This window comes from Streptomyces sp. NPDC048288 (genome assembly GCF_043201555.1).
Classification (GTDB): domain Bacteria; phylum Actinomycetota; class Actinomycetes; order Streptomycetales; family Streptomycetaceae; genus Streptomyces.
The window spans coordinates 90514-111743 of the sequence record NZ_JBICZD010000005.1; the positions used below are offsets into that span (position 1 = coordinate 90514).

The following is a 21230-nucleotide window of genomic DNA, read 5'->3' on the forward strand; positions in this document are numbered from 1 at the left end:
ATGCGGTTCCGCCATGCCGACGGCTCGACGGTGCACCTCGCCTACTGCACCAACGTCCACCCCGCCGAGACCCTCGACGGAGTCCTCGCCCAACTCCGCGACCACTGCGAGCCCGTCCGCAGAGCCCTGGGACGCGACCGCCTCGGCATCGGCCTGTGGCTCGCAGGCGACGCCGCACGCGCGCTGATCGCCGACCCGGCGGCGCTGCGGCGGCTCCGGGCCGAACTGAACCGGCGCGGCCTCGAAGTCGTCACCCTCAACGGATTCCCCTACGAAGGATTCGGCGCGGACGAGGTCAAGTACCGCGTCTACAAGCCCGACTGGGCCGACACCGAACGCCTCGCGTACACCACCGGCCTGGCCCGGCTCCTGACGGAGCTGCTGCCCGACGACGTCTCCGAGGGGACCATCTCCACCCTGCCGCTCGCCTGGCGGACCGACTACGACGAACGCGCCGCCGCCACCGCCGGTGCCGCGCTGACCACCTTGGCGGAGCGGCTCGACGCGCTGGAGGAACTGACCGGCAAATCGGTCCGCGTCGCCCTCGAACCGGAACCCGGCTGCACGGTGGAGACGACCGCGGACGCCATCGGACCGCTCACCGCCCTGCCCGGCGACCGTATCGGCGTATGCGTCGACACCTGCCATCTCGCCACCTCCTTCGAGGACCCGGCCACCGCACTGACCGCGCTCAACGCAGCGGGTATCGGCGTCCCCAAGGCGCAGCTGTCGGCCGCCCTGCACGCCGAAGACCCGCGTCTGCCAGAGGTCCGCGACGCCCTCGCGGCCTTCGCCGAACCGCGCTTCCTGCACCAGACCCGCGCCCGCACGCCGACCGGTCTGCACGGCACCGACGACCTCGGCGAGGCACTGGCGGGCGACGCCCTGCCCGACGACACACCCTGGCGCGCCCACTTCCACGTCCCCCTGCACGCCCCGCCCGCCGCACCGCTCACCTCCACCCTGCACGTGCTCCAGGACGCCCTGGCCCTGCTGGTGGGCGGCACGGAACCCCGCACCCGCCACCTCGAAGTCGAGACCTACACCTGGCAGGCCCTCCCGCCGAAGCTGCGCCCCCGCACCAGAACCCAGCTCGTGGACGGCATCGCGGCCGAACTGGCCCTCGCCCGCGACCTGCTCACCGGCCTCGGCCTGAAGGAGCTGCCATGAGCATCCACCCGACTCCGCTCCTGGTCCTCGACGTGGTCGGCCTCACCCCACGTCTCCTCGACCACATGCCCCGCCTCAAGGCGCTGGCCGGCTCCGGCTCGCGGGCGAACCTGTCCACCGTGCTCCCGGCCGTCACGTGCACCGCACAGTCCACCTTCCTCACCGGCGAGCTTCCCGCCGAGCACGGCATCGTGGGCAATGGTTGGTACTTCCGTGAGCTCGGCGACGTACTCCTGTGGCGCCAGCACAACGGACTGGTCGCCGGCGACAAACTCTGGGACGCGGCGCGCCGCGCCCACCCCGGCTACACGGTCGCCAACATCTGCTGGTGGTACGCCATGGGCGCCGACACCGACATCACCGTCACCCCCCGTCCCGTCTACTACTCCGACGGACGCAAGGAACCCGACTGCTACACCCGCCCGGCAGCCCTGCACGACGAACTCACCGAGAAGTTCGGCACCTTCCCGCTCTTCCACTTCTGGGGACCGGGCGCGGACATCGTCTCGAGCCGGTGGATCGCCGATGCGACCCGCCACGTCATGCGCACCCGACGGCCCGACCTGACCCTGTGCTACCTGCCCCATCTCGACTACGACCTCCAGCGGTTCGGCCCCGACGACCCCCGCTCCCACCGCGCCGCCACCGAACTCGACGCCGTCATCGGCCCCTTGCTCGACGACGCCCGCGCCGAGGGCCGCACGGTCGTCGCCCTGTCCGAGTACGGCATCACGCCGGTCAGCCGTCCCGTCGACATCAACCGCGCCCTGCGGCGCGCCGGGCTGCTGGAGGTCCACACCCAGCACGGCATGGAGTACCTCGACCCGATGGCCTCCCGCGCCTTCGCCGTCGCCGACCACCAGCTGGCCCACGTCTACGTCCGCCGGCCCGAGGACCTGGCAGCCACCCGCGAGGCGCTCCAGGACCTCCCCGGCATCGAGGAGATCCTCGACGACGACGGCAAGAAGACGAACGGACTCGACCACCCGCGCTCCGGCGAACTGGTGGCGGTCGCCGCCCCGGACGCCTGGTTCACGTACTACTACTGGCTCGACGACGCCCGCGCCCCCGACTTCGCCCAGCTCGTCGAGATCCACCGCAAACCCGGCTACGACCCCGTCGAGCTGTTCATGGACCCCGGTGATCCCTACGTGCGGCTCAAAGCCGCCAAGGCGGTGGCCCGCAAGAAGCTCGGCATGCGGTACCGGCTCGCCGTCGTACCCCTCGACCCCTCACCCATCCGCGGCAGCCACGGCCGCCGCCCCGCGAGCGACGAAGAAGGTCCGCTCGTCCTGGTCTCCACCCCCCGCGCAGTATCCGGCCGCGTAGCGGCCACCGAAGTGAAGTCCCTTCTCCTGAGGCTCGCCGGCCTCTCCTGAGACGGCGGCCGACAGGCACCCGCAGCACCGCGACGACGAAAGAGAGAACCACTGTGACCGCGTTCAACGACGAAGCCGTCACCGGCGACGCCCTGCGCCGCACCCTCGGCGTCAACCGCCGCCGTTTCCTCAGCACCTGCACGGCCGTCACCGCCGGGGCGATCGCCGCCCCCGTCCTCGGCGCCGCCCCTGCCCTGGCGCAGGGCAGATCCGAAGCCGCCGGCCACGACCGGGGCCGCTCCACCCTGGTCCCGCCGGACAAGCGCGGCATCATCCTCTACACCGTCCGTGACGCGACCGGCCGCGACCCGCTCGCCTCCGACCTGCCCTCCGGTTTCCGCGAGGTCTTCCGGCAGCTGTCGCGCTTCGGCTACCGCCAGGTGGAGTTCGCCGGCTACGGCCAGCACGCCAACGCGCCCGGCGGCGCCGACCTGGGCACCGTCCAGGGCGCGAAGCTGCTGCGCTCCTGGCTCGACGAGTACGGGCTGAGGGCGCAGGGCAGCCACGGCTTCATCCCGCCGTCCTGGCCGCTGACGCCCTCCGACGTGGACGCCTTCAAGCGCTGGCTGGAGATCGCCAACATCCTCGGCATGGAGCACATGGGCACCGGCGCCGACCCCACCAACACCCCCTACCGGGCCGACTGGGACGCCGCCGCGCAGAAGTGGAACACCCTGGGTGCCATCGCCCGCAGGGAGGGCATCAAGCTCTACACCCACAACCACGACAGCGCCTACGACTTCCTGCTCGACGGCGGCCCGCTCGACTCCCAGGGCCGTCCGACCCGCAGCTCCGGCACACGGAAGCTGGAGTACTTCCTGAAGACGACCGACCGCAAGAACGTCTACCTGGAACTGGACGTCTTCTGGGCACACGTGGCCCAGTACAAGTTCCACACGTACACCGCCCACGACGGCTCGCAGCAGGAGGACGTCTTCGACCCGGCCGCACTCGTGGTCCGCAACACCAACCGCTTCCCGCTCTTCCACGCCAAGGACGGCGTCGTGAACACCCAGAGCGGCCTGGGCTACGACATGGTGCCGTTCGGCACGGGCGACATCGACTACCGCAGGTTCTTCACCCGGGTGGGCGCGAAGAACTACCACAACCCGATGGTCGAGCAGGACAACGCGCCGAGCACGAGCGTCCCCGGCCAGTCCCTGGAGTTCGCCCGGATCGGCTACGACAACCTCGCGGCCCTGCGCGCATGTAAGTGAGGGAGAACCACCCAGGAGTCCCGCCCGGCGTATCGACGCCGGGCGGGCCCCGAGCGGTGGGTGCCCTGGCGTCCAACGCAGCTACCTTCCGCGGTTTTTGATCAGCCATCACCAGACCGAAGGAGTTCTGAGTGCGCAACAGACGGATCGTCACCCTCGTGGGGGCGGCTGCGTTGGCCGGAGCCGTCGGGCTCCTGCCGCTCTCCCCGGCCCAGGCCACCACATCGGACCCCGCACCGCCGGCCTCGTCGGACTTCCAGAAGGTCACCCTCAACGACCGCCCGGGTGAGCCCATGGCCCTGGCCGTCCTGCCCGACCGGCGGGTCCTGCACACGGCCCGCACCGGAGAGGTCCGGATCCACGACCCCCGCAGCGGCGTGAACTTCCTGGCCGCAGACATGAAGAAGAGCCCCGCCGGGCTCTACCAGCACGACGAGGAGGGCGTGCAGGGCATCGCCGTCGACCCGGGCTTCGCCAAGAACCACTGGGTCTACCTCTACTACTCGCCGCGCCTCGACACCCCCATGGACGACCCGGCCACCCCGGGCGTCAACGAGGGGGACGCCCCGCAGTTCGGGACGGCCGCGGACTTCGCCCGGTACAAGGGCGTCACACGGCTGTCGCGGTTCAAACTGGTCGGCAACGAGCTGGACTTCGCCACCGAACAGAAGGTCATCGACGTCCCCGCCGACCGCGGCATCTGCTGTCACGTCGGCGGCAAGATCGACTTCGACCACAAGGGCAACCTGTTCCTGTCGACCGGTGACGACTCCAACCCGTTCTCCTCCGACGGCTACGCCCCCCTCGACGACCGCCCCGACCGCAACCCGGCCTACGACGCGCGGCGCACCGCGGGCAACACGAACGACCTGCGGGGCAAAGTCCTGCGCATCAAGGCCAAGCGCCACGGCGGTTACACCGTCCCGGACGGCAACCTCTTCGCGCCGGGTACCCCGAAGACCCGTCCCGAGATCTACGCCATGGGCCTGCGCAACCCGTTCCGCTTCGCCGTGGACGACAGGACCGGCGCGCTGTACCTCGGCGACTACTCGCCCGACGCCAACAACGCCAACCCCGGCCGAGGCCCCGCCGGCCAGGGGCGCTGGATGGTCATCGACCGCCCCGCCAACTACGGATGGCCCTTCTGCGTCACCCGGGACCAGCCCTACCAGGACTACGACTTCGCGACCCAGACCTCGGGCGGCGCGTTCGACTGCGCCAAGCCGGTCAACGACTCGCGCCACAACACCGGCCGCAGCGAGCTGCCACCGGTCACGGACGCGGAGATCGTCTACGGCTACGGAGCCTCCGACACGTTCCCCGAGCTCGGCACGGGCGGCATCGGCCCCATGGGCGGCCCGGCGTACCGCTACGACAAGCGGAACACGGCCCAGAACCGCTGGCCCCAGTACTTCGACGGAAAGCCGCTCTTCTACGAGTGGACCCGCGACCAGATGAAGGCCATCACCCTCGGGAAGAAGAACGAGGTCCAGAAGATCGAGGACGCGATCCCCACGATCACGACGGACGGCCCGATCGACGCCGAGTTCGGCCCGGACGGCGCGCTGTACGTCCTGGAGTACGGCACCGGGTATTTCGCGGAACTACCCGAGGCCCAGCTCTCCCGCATCGACTTCACCCGCGGGAACCGCACCCCGGAGCCCAAGGTCGCCGCGGACGCGGTCAACGGCACCAGCCCGCTGACGGTCCAGTTCTCCAGCGCCGGCACGAAAGACGCCGACGGGGACGCCCTGCGCTACGCGTGGGACTTCGACGCCGACGGCACCGTGGACTCCAGGGCGGCCGACCCGAAGCACACCTTCGACAAGAACGGCGTCTACGACGCCACGCTGAAGGTCACCGACAGCACCGGACGTTCGGCCTCCGCATCCGTTCCCGTCGTGGTCGGGAACAAGGCGCCGGTCGTCTCGCTCACCACCGACCCGGCTCCGCACGGCGGCACGGCGTTCCACTGGGGCGACACGGTCACCTGGCAGGTCACCGTCTCCGACGACCAGCCGGTGGACTGCTCGAAGGTCACCGTCTCGTTCATCCTCGGCCACGACTCGCACGGCCACCCGCTGTCTTCGAGCAGTGGCTGCTCCGGATCGTTCGAAACGTTCGTGGACGGCGGACATGCCGGTGCGGACAACCTGAAGGCGGTCTTCAACGCCACCTACACGGACTCCCCGCCGGCCGGCCTGCCGGCCCTCTCGGGCAGTGCCGAGGTCGCGCTGACGCCGGCCGACTGACCTGGCCGAGACACAGATACGGGGCGCCAACCCAAAGCGGGGGGGCGCCCCGTAGCCGGTCCGGCGACTTCTCGTCCCGGGGGCCTACGGCAGGGGGCTTCTGTGGCCGCAACCGCCGGCCGGCACCCGGCCCGACTCGCCGGGCGGTGAACCTGGATCACTGGACTCTCACGGACGAGGCCGGCCACACCGAGGAGGGCCGCGACAGCGCCACCTATACCCCCCGACTTCGTTGAGGGAAAGGGCAGTTGACCTCCGGTCCGGATGATCTGCCGCGACGGTGCTTGACCTGTCCCGGCGACGGGCCGAGGATCATGAGTCATGACGCACGGACAGGGCAGCACGGTTGACGGGGTGCTGCGGCGCAGCGCCCGGCGTACCCCCGCGCGGGTGGCGGTGGAGTACGGCGGACGGCGCTGGACGTACGAGGAGCTCGACGACGCCGTCTCACGCGCGGCGACCGTCCTGCTCGACCAGGGCCTGGACCGCGGCGACCGGGTCGGCGCCTACGGACACAACTCCGACGCCTACCTGATCGCGTTCCTCGCCTGCGCCCGGGCCGGCCTGGTGCACGTCCCCGTCAACCAGAACCTGACCGGCGGCGATCTCGCCTACATCGTCGGCCAGTCGGGCAGCGCGCTGGTCCTCGCCGACCCCGGCCTCGCCGGGCGACTCCCGGACGGCGTACCGGTGTTGCCGCTGCGGGACGCCGACGACTCGCTCCTGGACCGGCTCGCGGACGCGGCGCCGTACGACGGGCCCGAACCGCGCACCGAGGACCTGGTGCAGCTGCTGTACACCTCCGGCACCACAGCGCTGCCCAAGGGCGCGATGATGACCCACCGGGCGCTGGTGCACGAGTACTTGAGCGCCATCGCCGCCCTCGACCTGAGCGCCGGGGACCGGCCCGCGCACGCGCTGCCGCTCTACCACTCGGCCCAGATGCACGTGTTCCTGCTGCCGTACCTGGCGGTGGGCGCGACCAACGTCATCCTCGACGGGCCGGACGGCGACACCCTCTTCGACCTGGTCGAAACCGGGCGCGTGGACAGCCTGTTCGCACCGCCCACGGTATGGATCGGCCTGTCCAACCGGCCCGACTTCGCGACCCGCGACCTGAGCGGACTGCGCAAGGCCTACTACGGGGCGTCGATCATGCCGGTGCCCGTCCTCGAACGACTGCGGGAACGGCTCCCGAAACTCGCCCTGTTCAACTGCTTCGGGCAGAGCGAGATCGGTCCGCTCGCCACCGTGCTGGCACCCGAGGAGCACAAGGGGCGGCTGGACTCCTGCGGCCGCACCGTGCTGTTCGTGGAGGCACGGGTGGTCGGCGAGGACGGCGCGGACGTCCCCGACGGCACCCCCGGTGAGATCGTCTACCGCTCACCGCAACTGTGCGAAGGGTACTGGGACAAGCCCGAGGAGACCGAGGCGGCCTTCCGCGACGGCTGGTTCCACTCCGGGGACCTCGCGGTACGCGACGCCGACGGCTACTACACGATCGTCGACCGGGTGAAGGACGTCATCAACTCCGGTGGCGTACTGGTCGCCTCGCGACAGGTGGAGGACGCCCTCTACACCCACGAGTCGGTCGCCGAGGCCGCCGTGATCGGCCTGTCCGACGCGCGGTGGATCGAGGCGGTCACCGCGGTCGTGGTGGTGCGCGGCGAGGTCGACGAGGCCGGGCTGATCGCCCATGTGAAGGAGACACTGCCCGCCTTCAAGGCACCCAAGCGGGTCCTGTTCGTGGACGAGCTGCCCCGCAACGCCAGCGGCAAGATCCTGAAGCGGGAGCTGCGGGAGCGGTTCGGAGACGCCTCGTGAGGAGCCAAGAAGTCTGGTTCCATACCGTGCGCGGCTTCCGCCACCACGTCCGCCGTTCACCGGGGCCAGGCACATAGCAGACATGCGCTGCTGCTTCCCCGTCCCCCTCGGCGCGCTCGCGGGCATACCCGGCCCGTGCGAGATACTGCGCTCCGGTTTCCTGCTCGCGCCCGCCCTGCTTCGGGCCGCCGTCCCCACGGCCCGCCCCCGCCCACCCCGCTCCCTCGCCGCCGTCCACCTCGAACTGGTCACCCTCACCGAGGACCGCGCCGTCCTCACCTGGCACACCGCCCAGCCCGGCACCGACGACGGCACCGGCCGGATGCTGCCCGCCGTCACCGAGGGCGAGGTCGTCTACGGCACCCACCCCGCCCGCCTCAACCGCACCGCGGGCGAGGACCGGCCCACAGCGAACCACCACGTCGAACTCACCGGTCTGGAGCCGGGGCAGACCTACTACTACCAGGCCCGCTCCCACGGCGTACCCGCCACACCCACCGCCCTGCACCTGGTCCGCGGCAACGCGGCCGGCACCTCCCGGCACGGCCTCGGCTCGCCCGGCGGCCCCTACTCCTTCACCACCCCGCAGCCCCCGCCCGGCCGCCACCTCCTCTCCGTCGCCCTCTGCAACGACCTGCACATCGGCGAGACGACCGCAGGCCTGGTGGCCGGGGTGCCCTTCCTGCGCGGAGTGAGCCAGCGGACGGGGCTCGCCCCCTACCCGGAGCTCATGAGCCGGGCCGTGGTGGACGAGGCCCGCGACCGCGGCGCCCAGCTGCTGCTGGCCGCCGGCGACATCTCCGCGGGCGGCGGGCCGCGCGACCTGGCACAGGCCAGACGGATCCTGGACGGCTTCGGCACCCACGGCCGGGACTACCTCGTCGTCCGCGGCAACCACGACCGCGGTGCCCGTGCGGACGACCCCTTCCACCGTGTCTTCGGCGGCCAGGACCGGCCCGGCTACTTCGAACACGACGTGGGCGGCCTGCGGATCATCGGCCTCGACACCTACGACAAGCGGGGCAACGGCGCCGACACCGGCGGCCTCGGACCCGAGCAGCTCTCCTGGTTCCGGCGCCGGCTGCGCGCGCACCGGGAACAGCCCACCGTGGTCTTCGGACACCATCCGCTCACCGTCCGGGACGCGCTCTTCCCGGTGAGCCCCGGCCAACGCCTGAGCCGCCGTCAGGCCCGCGCGATCCTGCGGGCCTACGCCACCGCCCCCGGAGTGTTCCTCCACCACGCCGGCCACACCCACCGCAACAAACGCACCCGGCTGCCCCTCGCCCCGCACGTGACCCTGCAGGAGGTCGGTGCCGCCAAGGAGTACCCCGGCGGATTCCTCCTGCTGCGCATCCACTCCGGCGGCTACGCGCTCAACTTCTTCCGGGCCCGCGCCGCCGAGGCCCTGGAGTGGACCGAGCGCAGCCGCCGGCAGGCCGGGGGACTGTGGCCGTACCACGCCCTCGGCCGCACGGTCGCCGACCGCAACAGCGTGGCCGCCCACGACCTCTCCGGCATCAGCCGTCCGGTGCCCCCGTCCGCGCTGTCCCGTTCGCCCCAAGGGATGACGGCCGTTCCGAACCCCGGCCTGGATGTGGCCTAGGGAAGGCCACCTCCGTAGCGTGGGGCCATGGCGACCCTGTGGGACCTCATGCACGACTGCATCCCCGACGACCACGCCCGCCAGGTCACCTCCCGCTACTACCTCGACGAGGCCATGAGCTCGCCGCAGGCACCGGACCGGGTGGTCGACCTCGGGTGCGGGCGGGGCACGTCGGCCGACCTCTTCCGCAAGCACGACTCCGGCGTCCGCTGGGTCGGCGTCGACATCCGCGATTCACCCGAGGCCGCACAGCGCCGGCCCGGCGGCGACAGCGTCGTGTACTACGACGGCGTCAACCTGCCGTTCCGCTCCGACGCCGTGCCCCTCGTCTACTCGCACCAGGTCTTCGAACACGTCGCCCGCCCCAGGGAACTGCTCGCCGAAGTGGGCCGAGTGCTGCGCCCGGGCGGCCTGTTCATCGGCAGCACCTCCCAGTTCGAGCCCTACCACTCCTTCAGCCTGTGGAACTACACCCCGTACGGATTCCGGGTCCTCGTAGAGGAGGCCGGGCTCGCCCTGGACGAGATCCGGCCCTCCCTCGACGGCGTGACCCTGATCATGCGCACCTACCACGCCTCACGGAAACAGGAGTACGGCAAGTTCTGGCAGAAGGAGTCACCCCTCAACACCGAGATCGACACCTGGGCCCGCAAGAGCAAGCGCAACACGGCCCTGGTGAACCTGCGCAAGCTCACGTTCTGCGGACAGTTCGCGTTCCGGGTGAGCAAGCCGGCCCCACGGGGCTGACACGGCGCTCCCCACGGGCAGTGCAACCGACGTGGAAGCGAACAACCGGGTCACGGGTTCGGATTCGGTGCCGGACTGTCCGTCGACTTCTGCATGGACAGCAACGCGAACAAGCAGGCCTACGTCAATCCGTGCCAGGTTCCGGGCAACAAGTACCAGGACTGGTACATGCCTGGGCGCCCCCCCCCGCCCGGCGCATCCGCTCACACCATCACCCCCAACGGCAGCGCCTGGAACCTCATTCAGTAGTCCGTACGAGGGGGCGTGCGGTCTCCGCAGGCCCCCTCCGGGCACGGCCTGTCGAACTCCGTTGCGGTACGACCCCGCCGGGCCCGATGATCGGTTCCGTGCCCTCCTTCACCGCAGCCGACGGAACCCGTCTCGCCTACCACGTCACAGGCGAGGGCGAACCCCTCGTCGTGCTCCCGGGCGGGCCCATGCGGGCCTCCGCCTACCTCGGCGACCTCGGCGGACTGGCCGCCCACCGCCGGCTGGTCCTGCTGGACCTGCGGGGGACCGGCGACTCCGCGGCACCGGCCGACCCGGCGTCGTACCGCTGCGACCGACAGGTCGACGACGTGGAGATGTTGCGCGCCCACATGGGGCTCGACCACATGGACGTACTGGCGCACTCGGCGGGCGCGAGCCTGGCGATCCTGTACGCGGCGGCCCATCCGCACCGGGTGCGGCGGCTCGCCCTGATCACCGGCAACCCCTCGGCGCTGGGCCTGCGGCCGACCCCCGAGGAGCGGCTGGCGGCGGCCCGACTGCGGTCGGCCGAGCCCTGGTTCGACGAGGCGTTCCCCCTGCTGGAGGCGTGGCTGACGGGCACCGGAGACTTCGACGTGACGTTCATGCCCTTCTTCCACGGCCGTTGGGACGCCACCGCCCAGGCCCATGTCGCGGCCACCGAGAAACAGACCAATTTCGAGGCCGGCGACCGCTACTTCGCCGACGGTGCCTTCACCCCGGACGCCACCCGCGCCGCACTGCGTCTGCTGACCGCCCCCGTACTGGTGTACACCGGGGAACTCGACGGCAGCCCCAGCCCCGCGCTGGCCCGCCGCGCAGCCGAGGCCTTCCCGAACGCAGAGGTCGCCGTCCAGCCCGGCACCGCCCACTACCCCTGGCTCGACAACCCCGAGTGGTTCGTCCGCCGTACCCTCGGCTTCCTGGACGCCTGAGCCGAGGTCACCCGCGCGGTCCGAACGCCGTCAGGAACCGGTCGCGGAACTGGTTCATCGCCCAGATCGGGGCGTCCCCGGCCGGCTTCAGGCCCGGCGTCCAGCCCCAGCCGGCGACCCGGTCGAGGACCTTGGGGTCATGGGCGACGATCGTGACCGGGACGTCCCGGCGCGGGCTGCCCGCGACGACCTCCGGACGGGGCTGGTGGTCGCCGAGGAAGACCAGGACCGTGTTCGCGTCGGCGTAGCGCCGCATGAACCCGAAGAGGCTGCGCAGCGAGTACTCGATCGAGGCCCGGTACTCGGCGCGGATGCGCTCGGTGTCCTTCCAGACCTCCGCCGGATCCTTCCCCGCCCTCTGGATCGGCCCGAAGACCGAGCCGTCGCCCAGGCCGTTCCAGCCGATCATGCGGGGGAGGGGCGCCCAGGGCTGGTGGCTGGAGGCCAGGACGATCTCCGCCATCAACGGGCGCCGGTTCCTCCTCCCGAACTCCAGGCGGTCGAAGGCCTCCAGCGTGAACTGGTCGGGGACGGGCGTCCAGCTGAAGTACGGGCCGTGGTAGCCGAGATGCGTGGAGTCGTAGCCGCGGTCGAGACCGAAGAACCCGGCCTCCGGCCAGGCGCGCCGCACACCCGGGACGACACCGACCGTGCGCCACGCGCCGGTCTTGCGGAAGTACTTGTTGAGGGTCATGCGGTCGCCCGAGACGAGATTGCGATAACGCTGCTGGTTGTCGATCCACAGCCCGGACAGCAGCGTGGCATGGCACATCCAGCTGCCCGCCCCCAGCACCGGTGACCGCAGCCAGCCGCTCCGCGCGCCGAACCCGGCCGCCCTGAGCGAGGCGGAACCCTCCTTGAGGACCGCGCCGACCTGCCGGGCCATCGCCGGGTCCTCGATCGCCGTACGGCCGTAGCTCTCGACGAACGTGACCAGCACGTCCTTGCCGCGCAGGCCCGCGAGCAGCCGGTCCGGCGGGGTCTTCGCGAAGGCGTCGACGGCGGACTCCGCCCGGAAGACACGCGCGTCCGCCAGACCGGCGCGGACCGCCCGGACCCGCTCGTCGACCAGCTGCGCGTCGAGGGTCGAGGCGACGGGGGCGCCGCCCAGCTGGAGGCCGAAGGTGGCGCAGGTGACCCAGGCGGCGGCCAGGACCAGGGTGGTGCGGCCCGCGGGCGGGCGCCGGCGGGCCATCCGGTCGGCGAGCCGCACCGTGGCGAACGTGGTCACGGCCAGGACGGCCGCGACCAGGAGCAGCGCCCCCGCGACGGCGAGGACCTCACTGGCCCGGCCGAACGACTCGCGCAGGTAGTCCGCCGCGTCGTCCAGCAGGATCCAGTCGAGCACCAGGTCGAACGGGCGCTCCAGCACCGAGTAGGAGCCCATGTCCAGGCACTTCACCAGCGTCAGCACCCCGAGCCCGGTGCCCGCCACCGCCGCCGCGACCCGTCGCGCCCGTCCCGGCAGCACCAGCAGGACCGCCGCGAGCACGATCCCCTCGGCCGGCAGTCGCAGGAACGCCTTCGGCGTGAGCAGGTCCAGCCGGTTGGGCAGCGACAGCGCGGCCAGCAGCAGAACGGCCGCCACGACCGTCGTCGCCACCGCGACACCCCGGGCGACACGGGGCCACTTCGCCCTCGACCACCGGCCGCCCTCCGAGGCGGCTTCCGCCGCCGCCGACGGTCCGTCCGCGTCCGGCAGACCTTCGGTGTCCGGCGGCTGGGGAGGCGGGAGGTGCGACACCGTGGGTCCTTCCATGCGGCCGTCGTGACACTGTGTGCATGATCAGCGTCACATCGTGCGCACAGAGTACGACCCCCGCACCGCCCCACGGCGACGGCACACCCGTGCCTCGTGGCGGGGCGGGGCGGCTCGTCCGCCTCAGCTCTGCGGCCCGAACGCCTTCAGGAAGCGGTCACGGAACTGGTTCATGGCCCACTCCGGTGCGTTGTCCGCGGGCTTGAGCCCGTCCGTCCAGCCCCAGCCGGCGACCCGGTCCAGAACCTTCGGGTCGCGGGCGACGATGGTGATCGGTACGTCCCGGCTGGTGCTGCCGCCCGTGACCGTCGGGACGGGCTGGTGGTCGCCGAGGAAGACGAGGACGGTGTTGTCGTCGCCGTAGCGCTGCATCCACTGGGTCAGGCTGTCCAGGGAGTACTGGATCGCCTTGCGGTACTCGGTCCGCACGCTCTTCGCGCTCTTCCAGACCTCCGTGGGGTTCGTGCCCTCCTTCTTGATCTTGTAGAAGATCCTGCCGTTCCCGAGGTCCTTCCAGTCGATGATGTGGGCGATGGGGGACCAGGGGTTGTGGCTGGAGGCCAGGATGATCTCCGCCATGATCGGGTCGCGGTTCTTCTTCCCGTGCTCCAGCTTCTGGAAGGCCTCCAGGCTGAACTGGTCCGGCACCGGGGTCCAGCTGAAGTACGGCCCCTCGTACCCGAGGTGCGTGGAGTCGTAGATGTGGTCGAGGCCGAAGTACTTGCCCTCGGGCCAGGACTTGCGCACGCCCGGGACGATGCCGACCGTGCGCCAGGCCCCGGTCTTCTGGAAGTAGCTGGTGAGGGTCGCGTGGTCGCCGGTGGTCAGGGTCCGGTACCGCTGCTGGTTCTTGATCCACAGGCCGGACAGGAACGTCGAGTGGGCCAGCCAGCTGCCGGCGCCGGTGACGGGTGACCTGAGCCAGCCGCTCCGCGCCGCGAAACCAGCCGACTTGAGCCGGGCGTTCCCCTCGTTCAGCGTCGCGTCGATCTCCGGAGCCATCGCCGGATCGTCGATCGCCACCCGGCCGTAGCTCTCGATGAAGGTGAAGAGCACGTCCTTGCCGCGCAGCCCGGTCAGCAGCTGGTCGGACGGCGTGTCGGCGTAGGCGTCGACGGCGAGTTGCTTCTTGAAGACGTCGGCGTCCCCCAGCCCGTCGCGGACGTACTGCACACGGTTGGCGAGGAACTGGCTGTAGCCCTTGGTGGCGAACGGGACACCGGCGAACTGCACGCTCAGCGAGAAGCAGGTGATCCACACGGTGCCGAGGACGAGCGTCGTGGTCACGGCCGTGGAGCGGTGCCGGTCCAGGACGTTCGCCAGCCGCACCATCGCGAGCGCGCTGAGCACGAGCACGGCGATGAGCAGGACGATCACCCCGATCACCGCGAGCACCTCGCCCGTGTGACCGAACGAGTCCTTCACCCAGTCCGCCGCGTCGGTCAGCAGAACCCAGTCGAAGACCAGGTCGAACGGTCGGGCGAGGGTCTGGTAGAAGCCCATGTCCAGGCACTTCAGGACGGTGGACAGGCCGAGGAACGTGCCCGCGACGGCGGCCGTGATCCGTCGTGCCCTCGACGGCAGCGCGAGCAGGACGATCGCGAGGTACAACACCTCCACGGGCAGGCGCAGGAAGTTCTGGAAGGAGAACCGGTCGAGGCGGTCCGGCACGAGGATCGCGCAGAGCACGAAGGCACCCGCCAGGACACTCGTCCCCACCCGCACGCCGACGGCGGTCCGGGGGTGGCGGTCCATCCAGCCGGTCCATCCGATCCTGCCGATCCTGCCGAATCTGCTGAACCTGCCGAACCGGCCGGACCCGGTCGCCTGGGAAGCGGGTTCGCTCTCCCCCTCGGCCCCCTCGTCCGTGGGGTGTTCGCGCGACGAGGCGTTCGACTCGGTCTCGGTCGCCGCCGACTCGGTCTCGGTCTCCGTCGGCGCGGGCGATGTCCCCGCCGCCCGGTCCGGTGCCGACGCGTCCGCGTCCGGCAGTTGGCGAGGGGGCGTGAGGTGCGACACCCGCAGGTCCTTCCGTGCAAAGCCCGACGATGGCACGGCGGACCGGGCCCGCAGGTCAGGAACCGCCAACCTCGCGTACGGCCTGACGTAACCCGGTGTTCAAACAGTCGGGTCAATCGCGGGCAAAGAGCGGACCCGGCGGGTTCAGCGCCCGCCGCCCGCGCGTCCTACCGCGCGGCGGCCACCGCCACCTCCCGCGCCCACCGGTAGTCGGCCTTGCCGCTCGGCGACCGCTGGATGGACTCGGTGATCACCAGCTGGCGGGGGATCTTGTACCCGGCCAGCTGGGTACGGCAGTGGGTCTGGATGTCGGAGAGGGAGGGCCGTTCGGCGCCCTCGCGCAGCTGCACCACGGCCGCCACGTGGTTGCCCCAGGTGGTGTCCGGCACCCCGGCGACCAGGGCGTCGTACACGTCCGGATGCGACTTCAGCGCCTGCTCGACCTCCTCCGGGTACACCTTCTCGCCCCCGGTGTTGATGCACTGCGAGCCCCGGCCCAGCACGGTCACCACACCGTCCGCGTCGACCGTCCCCATGTCGCCGAGCAGCACCCACCTGCGGCCGTCCTTCTCGAAGAAGGTCTCGGCGGTCTTCCCCGCGTCGTTGTAGTAGCCGAGCGGTACATGGCCGCTCTGCGCGACCCGGCCGATCTCACCCACCGCGACGGGCTCGTGGGTGGCCGGATCGACCACCTGCGTACGGGAGTTGACGCGGACGCGGAACTTGCTGCCGGCGCCGGAGTCGTTCGTCGCGGTGCCGTTGAATCCGGACTCGGAGGACCCGAAGTTGTTCAGCAGCATGGCGGTCGGGACGAGTTCGCTGAACTGCCGGCGCACGGTCTCGGAGAGGATCGCGCCCGAGGAGGAGACGCTGAACATGGAGGAGCAGTCGGTGCCCTTCATCGGTCCGTTGAGGGCGTCGATCAGCGGACGCAGCATCGCGTCGCCGACCAGCGACATGCTGGTGACCTTCTCCTTCTCGACGGTCCGCAGCACCTCCTCGGGCACGAACTTGCGGTGGATCACCACGCGTTGCCCGAAGTTGAAGCCGATGAAGGAGGTGAGGGTCGAGGTGCCGTGCATCAGCGGGGGCGTGGGGAAGAAGGTGATCCCGGTCCCGCCCGCCGCGACCCGCTCGGCCAGCTCCTCCGGCCGCTTCACCGGCTCCCCGGTCGGCGCCCCACCGCCCAACCCGGCGAAGAACAGGTCCTCCTGACGCCACATCACACCCTTGGGCATCCCGGTGGTGCCGCCGGTGTAGATGATGAACTGGTCGTCCGCCGAACGCGCCGGGAAGCCCCGCTCGGGCGACCCGCCGGCCTCGGCCGCCTCGAAGGGCACGGCGTCGACCCCCGACCCCGGCCCGCCCACGCGCACCAGATGCCGCAGCTTCGGCGCCCGGGGCAGCGCCGCCGCCACCCGGTCGTCGAACTCCGTGTCGAAGACCAGCGCGACCAGGTCCGCGTCCCGGTAGAGGTACACCAACTCCTCTTCGACATAGCGGTAGTTGACGTTGACCGGCACCACTCTCGCCTTGAGGCAGCCGAGTACCGTCTGGAGGTACTCCACCCCGTTGTAGAGGTGCAGCCCGAGGTGCTCGCCGGGGCGGATGCCGCTGTCGATCAGATGGTGGCCGACGCGGTTGGCGGCGGCGTCCAGCTCCGCGTAGGTCAGCCGGCGTTCCGCGCCGGTGCCGGGGTGGTCGATGTAGACGAGTGCCTCGCGGTCCGCGGCCACGTCGACGACCGACTCGAACAGATCGGCAAGGTTGTACTCCACCGCTCCTCCTGACCCCGGCAACCGTGACGAAGAAAGGCGCACCTGTCGGTTCGCCGGTCATCAGAGCAAAGGGCGCGGCAAGTGGGAAGGGTTCGCGCGAAGAAATCTGACTGACTGTCAGAAAACCCTTGAAGTGGCTCCCCGGCTACTGCAACCTGTTCTCGTTCTTTGAGAGGGGAGACGGTCATGGGTGGGACGGAACACCTCACCGTGCGGCGCGAGGGCGCCACACTCGTGCTCACGCTGAACAGGCCCGAGGCGAAGAACGCGCTCTCGATCTCCATGCTCGTCGGGCTGTACGACGGCTGGATCGAGGCCGACGAGGACGACGGCATCCGCTCGATCGTGCTCACCGGGGCCGGCGGCGCCTTCTGCGCCGGAATGGACCTCAAGGCACTGGCCGGACAGGGCATGGCGGGGGAACACCTCCGGGACCGCCTCAAGGCCGACCCGGACCTGCACTGGAAGGCGATGCTCCGCCACCATCGCCCGCGCAAACCGGTGATCGCCGCCGTCGAGGGCTACTGCGTGGCGGGCGGTACCGAGATCCTCCAGGGCACCGACATCCGGGTCGCGGGCGAGTCCGCGACGTTCGGGCTCTTCGAGGTCAAGCGCGGGCTCTTCCCGATCGGCGGCTCGACGGTGCGGCTTCAGCGGCAGATTCCGCGCACGCATGCGCTGGAGATGCTGCTGACCGGCCGGCCGTACAGCGCGCGCGAGGCCGCCGACATCGGGCTGGTCGGGCACGTCGTCCCTGATGGTGGCGCGCTCGACAAGGCGCTGGAGATCGCCGAGCAGATCAACGCGTGCGGGCCGCTGGCGGTCGAGGCGGTGAAGGCGTCGGTGTACGAGACCGCGGAGCTGACGGAGACGGATGGGCTGGCCGCTGAGCTGAAGCGGGGGTGGCCGATCTTCGACACGGCGGACGCGAAGGAGGGGGCGCGTGCGTTCGCGGAGAAGCGGGTGCCTGATTACAAGCGTGCGTGAGTGTTTCGAGGTGCGTTTGAGGCTGCGGGCCGGTTGTGGCTGGTCGCGCCCGCGCGGCGGAGCCGCACATGTCACAGCCCCGCGCCCCTGAAGGGGCGCTACTCACTGACCTTCTCAAGGAGGCAGCCCGATGCCCGAAGTCCTCAAAGCTCCCCTCGTCGTCGAGTTCCCCTTCACCCGGTCGCTCGGGCCCGTCCAGAGCGCTTTCCTCACGGGCCTGCGTGAGCGTGTGGTCCTCGGCGTGAAAACCACCGACGGCCGCACGCTCGTCCCACCCGTCGAGTACGACCCCGTGACCGCCGAGGAGATCCGCGACCTCGTCGAGGTCGCGCCCACGGGCACGGTCACCACCTGGGCCTGGAACCACGAACCCCGCCGCGGCCAGCCCCTCGGCACCCCCTTCGCCTGGGTGCTGGTCCGGCTCGACGGTGCCGACACCGCCCTGCTGCACGCCCTCGACGCGCCCGGACCGGAGGCCGTGCGCACCGGCATGCGGGTCCGCGTCCGCTGGGCCGAGGAGCGCTCCGGTGCCGTCACCGACATCGTCTGCTTCGAGCCGTACGGCGGCGAGGCGGTCGAACCCGGCGGGCACGACGGGGAGTTCGAGGACGCCGTGCACGGCATCGTCGCCCATGCCCGCCTCGACTACACCTACTCACCGGGCCGCGCCCAGACCGCGTACATCAACGCCCTGTCGTCCCGGCGGACGTTCGGCGAGCGGTGTCCCTCCTGCCGGAAGGTGTACGTCCCGCCGAGGGGTGCGTGCCCCACATGTGGGGTGGCCACATCGGAACAGGTCGAGGTGGGGCCCGCGGGCACGGTCACCACCTTCTGCATCGTCAACATCAAGGCGAAGAACCTCGACATCGAGGTGCCGTACGTCTATGCCCACATCGCCCTCGACGGCGCCGGGCTCGCCCTGCACGGCCGGATCGGCGGCATCCCCTACGACCAGGTGCGGATGGGGCTGCGGGTGGAGCCGGTGTGGACGGAGGGGGCCCGTTATCCCGACCACTACCGGCCCACCGGGGAACCCGACGCGGACTACGACCTGTACAAGGAGCTGCTGTGATGCGTGACATAGCACTGGTCGCCTTCGCGCAGACCGACCACCGCCGCACCAGCGAGGACCTCTCCGAGGTGGAGATGCTCATGCCGGTGCTGCACGACGTCCTCGGCCAGACCGGACTGAAGACCGCCGACATCGGCTTCACCTGCTCCGGCTCCAGCGACTACCTGGCCGGCCGCGCCTTCTCCTTCACCCTGGCCCTGGACGGCGTCGGCGCCTGGCCGCCGATCTCCGAGTCCCACGTCGAGATGGACGGCGCCTGGGCGCTGTACGAGGCGTGGACCAAGCTGCTCACCGGGGACGCGGACACCGCGCTCGTCTACTCCTACGGCAAGTCCTCGCCCGGCTCGGTGCGGGACGTGCTGACCCGGCAGCTCGACCCCTACTACGTGGCCCCCCTCTGGCCGGACTCCGTCGCCCTGGCCGCCCTCCAGGCCCAGGCCCTCATCGATGCGGGGGAGACCGACGAGCCCGCGCTGGCCGCCGTGGGCGCCAGAAGCCGGGCCGACGCCACCGCCAACGCGCACGCCCAGCTGAGGGGACCGGTGGCGCAGGGGGAGTACGTCGTACGGCCGCTGCGGACCGGCGACTGCCCGCCCATCGGTGACGGCGCCGCCGCCGTGATCCTCGCGGCGGGGGAGCGGGCCAGGGAACTGTGTGCCAGGCCCGCCTGGATCCGGGGCATCGACCACCGCATCGAGGCACACAGCCTCGGGGTGCGTGACCTGACCGACTCGCCGTCCGCGCGGCTCGCGGCGGAGCAGGCCGGGGCTTTCGAACGGCCCGTCGACACCGCGGAGCTGCACGCGCCGTTCAGCGCGCAGGAGGTCGTGCTGCGCAAGGCGCTGCGGCTCGGCGACGACGTGCGGGTGAACCCGTCGGGCGGGGCCCTCGCCGCCAACCCGATCATGGCCGCCGGGCTGATCCGCATCGGTGAGGCCGCCGCCCGTATCCACCGGGGCGAGTCCGACCGCGCCCTCGCCCACGCCACCTCCGGGCCCTGTCTGCAGCAGAACCTGGTCGCCGTACTCGAAGGGGATCCGCGATGAGCAAGGAGCCCGTGGCCGTCGTAGGGATCGGCCAGACCAAGCATGTGGCGGCCCGGCGGGACGTCTCGATCGCGGGGCTCGTGCGCGAGGCCGCGCGACGGGCGCTGGACGACGCCGAGTTGACGTGGGCCGACATCGACGCCGTCGTCATCGGCAAGGCGCCCGACTTCTTCGAGGGCGTGATGATGCCGGAGCTGTACCTGGCGGACGCGCTGGGCGCGGTGGGCAAACCCATGTTGCGGGTCCACACGGCGGGCTCGGTGGGCGGCTCGACCGCACTGGTCGCGGCGAACCTCGTCGCCGCCCGGGTCCACTCCACCGTGCTGACCCTCGCCTTCGAAAAGCAGTCCGAGTCCAACGCCATGTGGGGGCTGTCCCTGCCGATCCCCTTCCAGCAGCCGCTCCTTGCGGGCGCGGGCGGCTTCTTCGCCCCCCACGTGCGGGCCTACATGCGGCGCAGCGGCGCCCCCGACACGGTCGGCTCGCTGGTCGCCTACAAGGACCGCCGCAACGCGCTGAAGAACCCCTACGCGCACCTCCACGAGCACGACATCACCCTGGAGAAGGTCCAGGCGTCCCCCATGTTGTGGGACCCCATCCGCTACTCGGAGACCTGCCCCTCCTCCGACGGCGCCTGCGCCATGGTCCTCACCGACCGGGCGGGCGCCGCCCGCTCGACGAAGCCGCCGGCCTGGATGCTCGGCGGGGCCATGCGCAGCGAGCCCACCCTGTTCGCCGGCAAGGACGCCGTCTCGCCGCAGGCCGGGAAGGACTGCGCGGCGGACGTCTACCGGCAGGCCGGCATCGCCGACCCGCGGCGGGACATCGACGCCGTCGAGATGTACGTGCCGTTCTCCTGGTACGAGCCCATGTGGCTGGAGAACCTGGGCTTCGCCGAGGAGGGCGAGGGCTGGAAACTCACCGAATCGGGTGTCACGGAGCTCGACGGGGACCTCCCCGTCAACATGTCGGGCGGAGTGCTCTCCACCAATCCGATCGGTGCCTCCGGGATGATCCGGTTCGCCGAGGCCGCCCTCCAGGTGCGCGGCCAGGCCGGAGAACACCAGGTGGACGGCGCCCGCAAGGTGCTCGGGCACGCCTACGGCGGCGGCTCCCAGTTCTTCTCCATGTGGCTCGTCGGCGCCGCGGCCCCCGACTCCTGAAAGGACCCCTTCACGTGGCCTGTTGAG

Annotated in this window: 15 protein-coding genes; 12 read left to right on the forward strand and 3 right to left on the reverse strand. The window is 71.1% G+C overall.

The genetic code is table 11. The features are described from left to right. From eboE to ACGFZS_RS19235, 8 genes are all read left to right on the forward strand, one after another. Positions 1-1170: a metabolite traffic protein EboE gene (eboE, locus tag ACGFZS_RS19200; RefSeq protein ID WP_393796102.1), complete on the forward strand. Its 1170-nt coding sequence runs from the start codon at positions 1-3 to the stop codon at positions 1168-1170. Further along, positions 1167-2549, forward strand: coding sequence for an alkaline phosphatase family protein (locus tag ACGFZS_RS19205; RefSeq protein WP_393796103.1), 1383 nt, complete (start codon positions 1167-1169; stop codon positions 2547-2549). The genes eboE and ACGFZS_RS19205 overlap by 4 nt, the downstream gene beginning before the upstream one ends. 53 nt (positions 2550-2602) lie before the next feature. Further along, the gene (locus ACGFZS_RS19210) at positions 2603-3766 is read left to right on the forward strand and encodes a sugar phosphate isomerase/epimerase family protein (protein ID WP_393796104.1); all 1164 of its coding nucleotides are present in this window, start codon (positions 2603-2605) and stop codon (positions 3764-3766) included. 131 nt (positions 3767-3897) lie between these two features. Next, positions 3898-6018 (forward strand): PQQ-dependent sugar dehydrogenase, encoded by a 2121-nt coding sequence (locus tag ACGFZS_RS19215; protein WP_393796105.1) that lies wholly within the window; start codon positions 3898-3900, stop codon positions 6016-6018. A 321-nt stretch (positions 6019-6339) separates the two neighbouring features. Beyond that, positions 6340-7842 carry an acyl-CoA synthetase gene (locus tag ACGFZS_RS19220; protein WP_393796106.1) on the forward strand — a complete coding sequence of 501 codons (1503 nt, stop codon included), beginning with the start codon at positions 6340-6342 and terminating at the stop codon, positions 7840-7842. An 82-nt stretch (positions 7843-7924) separates the two neighbouring features. Continuing rightward, positions 7925-9448 (forward strand): metallophosphoesterase, encoded by a 1524-nt coding sequence (locus ACGFZS_RS19225; protein WP_393796107.1) that lies wholly within the window; start codon positions 7925-7927, stop codon positions 9446-9448. Positions 9449-9475: 27 nt separating this feature from the next. Beyond that, on the forward strand, positions 9476-10195 hold the full coding sequence (locus ACGFZS_RS19230) for a class I SAM-dependent methyltransferase (RefSeq protein WP_393796108.1): 720 nt from the start codon (positions 9476-9478) through the stop codon (positions 10193-10195). A gap of 347 nt (positions 10196-10542) precedes the next feature. Then, positions 10543-11379 carry an alpha/beta fold hydrolase gene (locus ACGFZS_RS19235; protein WP_393796109.1) on the forward strand — a complete coding sequence of 279 codons (837 nt, stop codon included), beginning with the start codon at positions 10543-10545 and terminating at the stop codon, positions 11377-11379. Between the two features lie 7 nt (positions 11380-11386). Here ACGFZS_RS19235 and ACGFZS_RS19240 read toward each other — a convergent pair whose 3' ends face one another. From ACGFZS_RS19240 to ACGFZS_RS19250, 3 genes are all read right to left on the reverse strand, one after another. Further along, complete coding sequence (locus ACGFZS_RS19240; RefSeq protein WP_393796110.1) at positions 11387-13138, reverse strand: sulfatase; 1752 nt, start codon at positions 13136-13138, stop codon at positions 11387-11389. Between the two features lie 123 nt (positions 13139-13261). Continuing rightward, positions 13262-14893 carry a sulfatase gene (locus tag ACGFZS_RS19245; RefSeq protein ID WP_393796566.1) on the reverse strand — a complete coding sequence of 544 codons (1632 nt, stop codon included), beginning with the start codon at positions 14891-14893 and terminating at the stop codon, positions 13262-13264. Positions 14894-15324: 431 nt separating this feature from the next. Next, positions 15325-16935: an acyl-CoA synthetase gene (locus tag ACGFZS_RS19250; protein WP_393796111.1), complete on the reverse strand. Its 1611-nt coding sequence runs from the start codon at positions 16933-16935 to the stop codon at positions 15325-15327. A gap of 186 nt (positions 16936-17121) precedes the next feature. On the opposite strand from ACGFZS_RS19250, the gene ACGFZS_RS19255 reads away from it, so the two are divergent. From ACGFZS_RS19255 to ACGFZS_RS19270, 4 genes are all read left to right on the forward strand, one after another. Beyond that, positions 17122-17922, forward strand: a complete 801-nt coding sequence (locus tag ACGFZS_RS19255; protein ID WP_393796112.1) for a crotonase/enoyl-CoA hydratase family protein — start codon at positions 17122-17124, stop codon at positions 17920-17922. Positions 17923-18052: 130 nt separating this feature from the next. Then, entirely contained in the window at positions 18053-18994 is a 942-nt protein-coding gene (locus ACGFZS_RS19260; RefSeq protein WP_393796113.1) for a Zn-ribbon domain-containing OB-fold protein, read from the forward strand. Continuing rightward, positions 18994-20040: a thiolase domain-containing protein gene (locus tag ACGFZS_RS19265; protein WP_365690702.1), complete on the forward strand. Its 1047-nt coding sequence runs from the start codon at positions 18994-18996 to the stop codon at positions 20038-20040. Before ACGFZS_RS19260 ends, ACGFZS_RS19265 begins: the two co-directional genes overlap by 1 nt. Beyond that, positions 20037-21203, forward strand: coding sequence for a thiolase domain-containing protein (locus tag ACGFZS_RS19270; protein WP_359213430.1), 1167 nt, complete (start codon positions 20037-20039; stop codon positions 21201-21203). Before ACGFZS_RS19265 ends, ACGFZS_RS19270 begins: the two co-directional genes overlap by 4 nt. Positions 21204-21230 lie beyond the last annotated feature (27 nt).